Genomic DNA, 6,633 nt, shown 5'->3' on the forward strand with positions numbered 1-6,633 from the left:
GTGCGTCTGCCCAGCCCGTGGTCTCCGAACTTGCGGCTCAGAGGCGAAGAACTAGACCAGCCGCGAGGCGTGAAAGATAGGCTTTGTGGATGCGGCTTCTCTATATACATTCTGCGCACGTTCCGGCGCCGGCCGCCAATGCGGTACAAGTCGCAAAGATGTGCCATGCATTTCGGGTTGCCGGAGCGGAGGTCCTACTAGCGCTTCCACGCGCCTCCATGAATACACGGGATCATTATGAGAAGATCGCGCGCGAATACGGATTCGGTACCGAGTTCCCATTCCGCGTTCTCCCTGTACCCTTTTGGCCTGTGCCCGGCCGGGAGCTTTTTTTTGCTGTGTTGGCACTTCTTGCTGCGGTCTGGCTGCGGCCGCATGTCGTCTTTACACGCTCGGCTACTGTAGCGCTTGTTTCTGCCGGACTTTTCGGGTTCACGACCGTTTTTGAGCTTCACGACCCGATTGGCAGTTTGAGCAGACGTCAGCGTCAGCGCCTTGCCAAACTGATAGGCCTAGAGGCATTCCGTATGCTGGTCGTCACGTCGCAACGTCTGCGGGACGACAGCATCCGCCTCTTTCCTCAACATGCGGGAAAATTTCTCATCGCGCCCAATGGCGCGGATCCGGTTCCGCCGAATGTCGAGCCATGCAGCCTCAGCGGCACGTTCAAGGTTGGTTATGTCGGACATCTGTATAAGGGAAAAGGCATGGAGATAATCAGCGCTATTGCGCCTCGATGCGGCTGGGCGACATTTCACATCGTCGGCGGAACACCAGGCGATATAGAGTATTGGACATCGAAGCTGGCCAAATGCCCGAACACAGTGTTTCACGGCTACGTTCCTCACGCCGCGACATGTGCCTACTTGGCCGAAATGGACGTTGTACTCGCGCCCTATCTTAGAGATGTAGAGGGCCAGGGCGGCGGTCGAAATATCGCTGAGGGAATGTCGCCGCTCAAGCTCTTCGAATATATGGCGCATGGCAAACCCATAGTGTCCTCCGACCTGTCAGTTATCCGAGAAGTTTTGAGGGATAGCGTCAACAGCGTTCTGGTGTCGCCAGACAACCCGTCCGACTGGGTCAAAGCTCTTCAGCGCCTGCGCGAAAACAAGGCGCTTCGGGATCAGATCGGTCAGCAGGCGAAGGCAGACTTTCTGGCCAGGTATAGCCGCATCGCACGCGCAACCAACATCCTAAAGGAAATCGAGAACCGGATGTCGTCGAGCCGAAGCTTATAGGCTGCACAGTTTTTCTTATTGAAGGCGGCCGCGCCGTCAGCAGGTTTTCCTAATCCACTTCCCGCGCCAGAAGAAATCATGCGCTCATAAAGATCCGGCGACTGAACCGGCGCGAACCCGAATTTTGGGGCTCTATATACTCACTGGCGCGGGAGCGCTCGAGCATCAAAATCAAAACTATCAGTTCAATCCCGGACGATGGATTGCCTATCCATGCCGCTTCTGAGAGTCCGTTTTGAAATTCACGGATGAGCGTTTCGGCGGATGAGATTGCCGCCCATTGCGACAAGGATCATGGCTTGCGAGACATCGATGCGCTGCTCGTAGTCGCGCACGAGGCGGCGGCATCTTGTCATCCAGCCGAAGGTCCGCTCGACGACCCAGCGGCGGGGCAGGATCTGGAAGCCCTTCTGGTCGTCGGATCGACGAGTGATCTCGACCACGAAGTCGAGATAGGCGGCTTTGTCCATGAGCTTCAGCCTGTCATAGGCGCCGTCGGCGAATAGATGCTTCAACCAGGGCCAACGCTTGCGGCTACCATCCAGGATCGCCTGAGCACCGGCACTGTCGGAGATATCGGGGGTGGTGAGATTGACCATCAAGAGCCGCCCATCCGTATCGACGGCAACGTGTCGCTTGCGGCCGACAATCTTCTTGCCGGCGTCGTAACCCTTGTTTCAGCTTGCGGAGCTTTGACCGACTGGCTGTCGATCACGCTAGCCGTGGGACTGGCCTCGCGCCCGGCTCGCTCGCGATCCAGCATCAGCGCCACATCGTGGATGGTCTGGAACAGAAAACGCCGCGCCAACTCGGGAAACCAGCCGTAGACCGTCTGCCAGGGCCCGAAATGGATCGGCAGCATTCGCCAACCGCGACCGGAGCGGACCAGGTAGCGCACGGCGTTGACCACCTCCCGGACATCAACGCTCGCGCGGACGGCCGCGACGCCCAGGCTTGGGCATCAGCGGCGCGAACTGCTCCCACTCCTCGTCCGTCAAATCAGACGGATAGCGCGTAGGCCTCCGGCGAAGGCCGCCTTGCGCGAGCATGGCACAGGCTCGCGTGGAAGGGGAGTCACTTGCTAGCGTGGGCGGGGGAAGGGTGCAAGTTTTCCGGCGTGGCCGAGCCGCGGCGATCGCTTCAGCCGACTGACCGCTTCCAACTTGTGGTGGGAACATCAATTCTCGAAGCCGGCGCTGCCCCTCATCGCCCTGCCGGGCACTTCTCCCCGTATAGTGACGGGCTAGCGTGCGCACACATCTGATTCGAAGGGGCAATTTCTTTGATAAGCCAAGAGCCTTGAAAACGTACGTTTTCCAAGCTGTTGAGCCCGATGCTCGGCTCCAGAAATGCGACCATCACTTTGATTTCATTGGAGTTGAATCAAATGTGTGCGCACGCTAGATAGTGACGGGAGAAGGGGCGGGCCGCAGCGCTGGCTCTCTTGCAGGCCGGCGATTGGTGAGATCGCCGATCACAGCGCCCCTCTCCCCGTCACTATAAGGGGAGAGGGTGCCGGCAGGCAGGTGAGGGGCGGCGCTAACGCCCGGAAAGAGTGACAGGACGATTTCAAAACCTTTTAGCGACGCATCCCGGGTTGAGCCTTCGACGGACATGGTGTTTTCGCCGTCGTACTGACTGGCCGAGAGCATCGTCGCGCTTACTTGGCGGTTCGCCCAAGGCTGGATTCTCCCGCGCCGTTTTGCTAGCGACATAGTATGAGCAACCGATTGCCGCCCGCCTGGGCAAAGCACCTCAAAACTCAACCCCCGGCTAAGGCGGCACCGCCGAAAGCTGCGCCACCCAAAGCCAAGCCGCAGGCCCGCCCGCCTCGCGCGCAGGCCGACGACATGCTGTTGAGGCAAGCGCTTGAACTTCAGAAATTGGATCAGCTACCTGAGGCCGAGGAGCTCTGTCATCGCGTTCTGGCGCGCACGCGTGAGCATCCGCTGGCATTGTACATACTTGGCACATTGGGGCTGGATTTCGATGATGAGTTGTCCATCAAATACTTGGCCCGGGCGGTCACCCAAGAGCCTAACAATCCGTACTACCGGCTCACACTTGGCGAAACCTATTTAAAGGTTGGCGATTACCTGCCCGCAATCAGGCACTTGCAACGGGCCTGCGAATTGAAGCCTGATCTTCTGGAGGCACTTTGCGGCTTGGCGCAGGCCTACGCCAAATTCGACAAGGCCGACATGGCTTTGCCCATCTATGAGAAGGCGCTGCGGATCGACCACTATCATCCGCAAGCCCGGATGGGTCTAGCGGATACGCTCGTAAGTCTCGGACGGATGGACGAGGCAGCAGCTTGTTTAACGGAAAACATCGCCAGGCGTCTCAACGTGCCAGGGGCTTACAACACCCTTGTAGGCATCCGGAAATTTTCTACCGAACCGCCCGAACTCAAGTCCATCCTGGACGAACTTGCCAACCCGGCGATTTCCGCCGACGAGCCCTATGGGCTTCATCTGGCGGCAGGCAAGGTTCTGAACGACCTTGGCCGTTACGGCGAGGCGATGGACCATTTTCTAAAGGCCAAGACATTCAGGACTTTAGATTTTGACATTGAGTCCTACCGCAGGTGGGTCGATTCCCTGATCGGGCTATTCGATGCCGGCTTGCTGGCATCCAAAGCCGGGTATGGTAACCCATCCGAAGCGCCCGTGTTTGTCCTCGGGATGCCGCGCTCGGGTACAACACTGACCGAGCAAATCTGCTCGAGCCATCCTTACGTTCACGGGGCCGGAGAGCTTACGAAACTGGGGCGAATCGCGGCCTCCATCGGCCTGAAGGGAGAGCCGGGACAAACCTTTGGATGGACAGTCAAGTCGATGACGATCCAGCAATCGCATGCGTTGGCTGAGGAATATCTATCCAACTTGCGTCTCTATTCGCCTACCGCACCACGCATTATCGACAAACTGCCTCATAATTTCGAGCTTATCGGTCTGATCGCCATCCTCTTCCCGAACGCGCGTTTTATTCACTGCAAGCGCGACGCGATCGACAATTGTCTTTCCTGTTTCTTTTCCGACCTAAAAAAGGGCCTTGATTACAGTTACGACCTTGGGACTCTTGGACTGGCTTATCGTGAGTATGAGCGGCTTATGCGCCATTGGCACTCGATCTTGCCCGGGCGAATTTTTGAGAATCGCTACGAAGAGCTGATATCTGACCAGGAAGGGCAATCGCGTCGCTTGATAGATCACCTTGGCTTGACCTGGGATGATGCCTGTCTTCGCTTTTTCGATAAGGCTGGGTCGGTCAGAACTATCAGTCGCTGGCAAGTCCGGCAACCGATCTATAAATCGTCGGTCAAGCGCTGGAAAAACTATGAAAATAGGATCCAGCCACTGATCGATGCCTTGGGTGATCTTGCCGTACTTTGAACAGGATTGGCGACTGACCACAAATCCTGATGACGAAGCCGTCGACGTTCCTCGTGCGACCTTGATCAGATAATCGCGTCACGTATACGAAAAAACCCGGCGGTTGCCCGCCGGGGTCGATTTCAGTCAGATGCTGCCGATTAGAAGTCGCGCTGGAAGCGGAGGATACCGCCGACGCTGTTCTTCTTGTCGGCGCCGACCCAGTTGCCGTAGATGGTCGGAGTGTCGAAGTTGCCGTAGTGGTTGTAGTCAACTTCGGCCGTGATCGTGAAGCCAGGAACAGCGGTATAGGCGACGTTCGCAGCCACACCGTAGTTCTTGTCGTCGTCACCAGACACCTGGAGATTAAACGCGGTCTTCTCGTTGAACTTGTAGGTGCCGCCGGCCCACCAAGCCCAGTTGCCGCCCCACTGCTTGTAGAAGCCACGACCGTTGGCGTCGATGCCCCCGCCGATGAGATGGACATCATTAAGGTCCCCATCGTTGCCATAGCCGAACGTACCCATCCGGTGAAGTCCGGTGAAGACCGCAGACGTGCGTATCCAGCGGCCATGAGCACCTGAGCACCGCGGTGCTGGGGTCAACCTTTCGATGGGGAGACGCGATGATATTCTTCGAGAGGAGCTTGACCTCCTCAAGCCTTCATCGGTGAAGGCCAAGATCCCGTCGTCATCGTTGGCGCCGTACACCCAGATGACGCCGTCCTCGGGCTCGAGACCGAGGGTCAGATCCTGGATGAGCGCTTCGCTGACGCCGAGGTCCCTGGCGACACGCTCGACGGTGTAGACGTGATGCACCTTATTGCGCTGCATGATCAGGCCGCCGCTGGTTGGGTCCGCAGTCTTGCGGATCTCCAATTCCATGGCAGCAAATCATCGATGCGATGGGCCGGACAGGCGGGCAGTCGGCCGAGGACGTCGGCGAGCCAGGCCTGCGGGTCGATGTCATTCAACTTGGCGCTGACGATCAGGCTGTAGAGAACGGCAGCGCGCTGGCCGCCGCGATCGGAACCGCAGAACAGCCAGGACTTTCTGCCGAGAGCGATGCCACGCAGGGCTCGCTCGGCTGCATTGTTCGATAGGCAGATCTGCCCGTCATCGAGGAACCGGGTGAAGGATGACCAGCGGCGCAGCATGTAGTTGAAGGCCTTGGTCAGATCGTGTCCGCGCGAGAGCTTGTCGCGCGTCTCGATCATCCAGCGCTCGAGCTCGGTGACCAGCGGTGCGCTCCGCTCTTGGCGCACGGCGAGGCGTTGGCCTGGCGACAGGCCGTTGATCGCGCGTTCGATATCGAACAGGGCATCGATGCGCTTCACGGCTTCAACCGCTAGCGGATAGACCAGGTTAGGCTTGTCGCCGCGCGCCTTCTTGCGCACTGCCGCTTCGATATCGGCCAGCTCGAACACTTTGCGCCGGCTGTGGGCCCAGCAGCTGGCTTCCAGAACAGGCGCCGGCTGACGGCCTGTCGCATAGAGATCGCCATAGCCGCCAAAGGCATCGGCCTGCAGAATGCCGCTCCAGCCGGCGAGATGCGCCGCGGGATGTTCCCCTCGACGATCGCGGGAATAGTAGAACACTGCCGCCGGAGGATCGGCGCCGCCGAACGGTCGTCGCGCACATAGGCCCATAATCGGCCGGTCTCGGTCTTGCCCTTGGCCAGGACCGGCACCGTCGTGTCGTCGCCGTGCAAACGTGAAGCGGCCAGCACATGGGCTTCGAGTCGCCTGAACAGCGGCATCAGCGCCGCGGCGCCGGCGCCGACCTGGTCGGCAAGCGTCGACAGGCTGAGCGGCACGCCTTCGCGGGCATAGCGTTCAGCCTGACGGTTGAGCGGCTGATGCTGGCCGAACTTCTCGAACAGGATCATCGCCAGCAGGCTGGGACCGGCCCAGCCGCGCGGGGTGGCGTGGAACGGCGCCGGAGCCTGGCTGATCGTCTCGCAGTCGCGGCAGGTGAACTCACATGGGCCCGTCAATGTAAAGCGGGTTCAAAAACGCA

At 59.2% G+C, this 6,633-nt stretch carries 2 protein-coding genes and 3 pseudogenes; 2 read left to right on the top strand and 3 right to left on the bottom strand.

Annotation, left to right across the window (positions count from 1 at the left end):
- Positions 1 to 89 precede the first annotated feature (89 nt).
- Complete coding sequence (locus tag NKJ12_RS30095; RefSeq protein WP_352707144.1) at positions 90 to 1,241, top strand: glycosyltransferase; 1,152 nt, start codon at positions 90 to 92, stop codon at positions 1,239 to 1,241.
- 242 nt (positions 1,242 to 1,483) lie between these two features.
- Here the strand turns inward: NKJ12_RS30095 and NKJ12_RS30100 are convergent.
- Positions 1,484 to 2,290: pseudogene (locus NKJ12_RS30100) on the bottom strand (IS5 family transposase).
- A gap of 669 nt (positions 2,291 to 2,959) precedes the next feature.
- On the opposite strand from NKJ12_RS30100, the gene NKJ12_RS30105 reads away from it, so the two are divergent.
- Positions 2,960 to 4,636 (top strand): tetratricopeptide repeat-containing sulfotransferase family protein, encoded by a 1,677-nt coding sequence (locus NKJ12_RS30105; RefSeq protein WP_352707147.1) that lies wholly within the window; start codon positions 2,960 to 2,962, stop codon positions 4,634 to 4,636.
- 140 nt (positions 4,637 to 4,776) lie between these two features.
- On the opposite strand, the pseudogene NKJ12_RS30110 reads toward NKJ12_RS30105, so the two are convergent.
- Both NKJ12_RS30110 and tnpC read right to left on the bottom strand, forming a co-directional pair.
- Positions 4,777 to 5,130 (bottom strand): annotated as a pseudogene (locus NKJ12_RS30110) (porin); the annotation flags it as partial.
- 320 nt (positions 5,131 to 5,450) lie between these two features.
- A pseudogene (tnpC, locus tag NKJ12_RS30115) lies at positions 5,451 to 6,595 on the bottom strand (IS66 family transposase); the annotation flags it as partial.
- Positions 6,596 to 6,633: the final 38 nt, after the last annotated feature.

The organism is Mesorhizobium sp. M0195 (genome assembly GCF_040322115.1).
Classification (GTDB): Bacteria; Pseudomonadota; Alphaproteobacteria; order Rhizobiales; family Rhizobiaceae; genus Mesorhizobium.

Coding starts and splice junctions, on each gene's coding strand:
- NKJ12_RS30095 (WP_352707144.1), top strand. CDS start 90: ATGCGGCTTCTCTATATACATTCTGCGCACGTTCCGGCGCCGGCCGCC.
- NKJ12_RS30105 (WP_352707147.1), top strand. CDS start 2,960: ATGAGCAACCGATTGCCGCCCGCCTGGGCAAAGCACCTCAAAACTCAA.